Source organism: Streptococcus sp. GMD4S (genome assembly GCF_000296955.1).
In genome coordinates, this window is record NZ_AJRE01000211.1 from 1 (window position 1) to 1,545 (window position 1,545).

At 36.9% G+C, this 1,545-nt stretch carries 2 protein-coding genes and 1 pseudogene; all 3 read left to right on the top strand.

Annotated features, from left to right (window positions below; translation table 11 throughout):
- Nucleotides 1-200 (top strand): annotated as a pseudogene (locus GMD4S_RS08705) (hypothetical protein); the annotation flags it as partial.
- A gap of 142 nt (nt 201-342) precedes the next feature.
- A complete protein-coding gene (locus GMD4S_RS08710) occupies nt 343-1,329 on the top strand; it encodes a hypothetical protein (protein WP_000816347.1) in 987 nt (328 codons plus the stop codon).
- On the top strand, nt 1,319-1,545 hold a 227-nt coding region (locus GMD4S_RS08715), incomplete at its 3' end, for a hypothetical protein (RefSeq protein ID WP_000114134.1). The genes GMD4S_RS08710 and GMD4S_RS08715, both read left to right, overlap by 11 nt.

Here is a 1,545-nt window from a genome sequence, read left to right on the forward strand (position 1 = left end):
TGGAAAATTTAGTAGAGACGGTAGACTCATTAGATGGCTTTATGAACAAGATTGCGGAAGCTTTTAAAAATATGGATACCGATTTAGCAGGATCTATTGAAACGAATGAGATTTATACAGTTTCACCAGAAGAGTATACAGAAAAGAAACGAATCCAACAGAAGATCTATGATGCCTCTGTTTATAATGAGCTCCCCTAACTATTCGCCACTTGAATCCATTTCAAGTGGTTTTCTTTTGCTTTTCTCATCTTCTCACGGTGTCACGCATATGGTATAATGGATTAAGAGTTTATAATCTTTGTTTATCAGATACAAACAACAAATATTCAGGAGGAAGTCAATGAAACAATACAGGAAAAAAATACTAATCATTCTGGGACTTTTTAGCCTTCTTGTTGTGGTTTCTGGAGCCTATCCCTTATATCGCTACCTAACACATGACCGTTATAAAGTGCGAACTCCTGAGGTAGAACCAGCTTCTTATGAGTTTCTAGCTAATAGACAGGGGTTGGTCATTTCTTGGAAATATGTCAATCATAGCAATGAGCAGGAAGCTAATGAAGAACCACTGGAGTATACCAGTGCAATTTATGGGAAACGTTACCTTTCGACAGACAGTAAACGTTTAATTTACAAATGGGACGATAATCGCTTTGATGTCAAGAATCTGAGTTGGGGGGAGTATTGGAAGATTCAGGTTTATGATACCAGTCAGGATGATTTGCCTCGTAAGGAGTATGACCTTTTAAAGGCTGTTGCGGATTATGATTCGTCATACTTTCCAGTTTCAAGTACTTATATTAATTTTGTCACATACAATGATCAAGAGTATCGTAAGGTAGTTCTCCAAAAAACTGGGGGTCATGACCGTAAGGAAGTCCTCTTTAATATGGAAACAGGTAAGCTAGAGGATGTTCCTAAAGAACTTGGGGTTGCTCTTGAGAATAGGTATACATATTTATTTAACCGTTATACAAGTTTGAAAAATTACTATTATAATGATGATTTTATAGATAACACTACCTGTCTTAATCTCTCACAATCTGTGATTGAACAGTCTTCAGATTGGCTCTTGAGGGAGAAATACCCAAAAGCTTATGACTTGATGAGTAAAGAAAAAGGAAGTCTCTATTTTTTAACTAACGAGACAGATGTTAAGCTTTTATCAGATATTTTTAGCCTCTTAATTCCTAAGGACCGTGATTTATTTGATAACCTCACGGTTTATGGAGAGGTAACTAGGGACGGGAAGGACCATGTGGTTCACTCTTATGAAGAGTTTATCAATGTCTTGAAACCAAAGGAGGAGTTGAGTAATGTCCGTTAAGCGAATTCAGCCAATGCGAATTCAAAGCATTAAGGCGAGTATCAAAGTTTCGACAGATGAGATTTCAAAGGGGATGTCGACTATTATTGACTCATCAGTCACAAGTAGTCTAGAATCCTGTGCTGGTGTCGCAAAAACATGTATGGAAAATTTAGTAGAGACGGTAGACTCATTAGATGGCTTTATGAACAAGATTGCGGAAGCTTTTAAAAATAT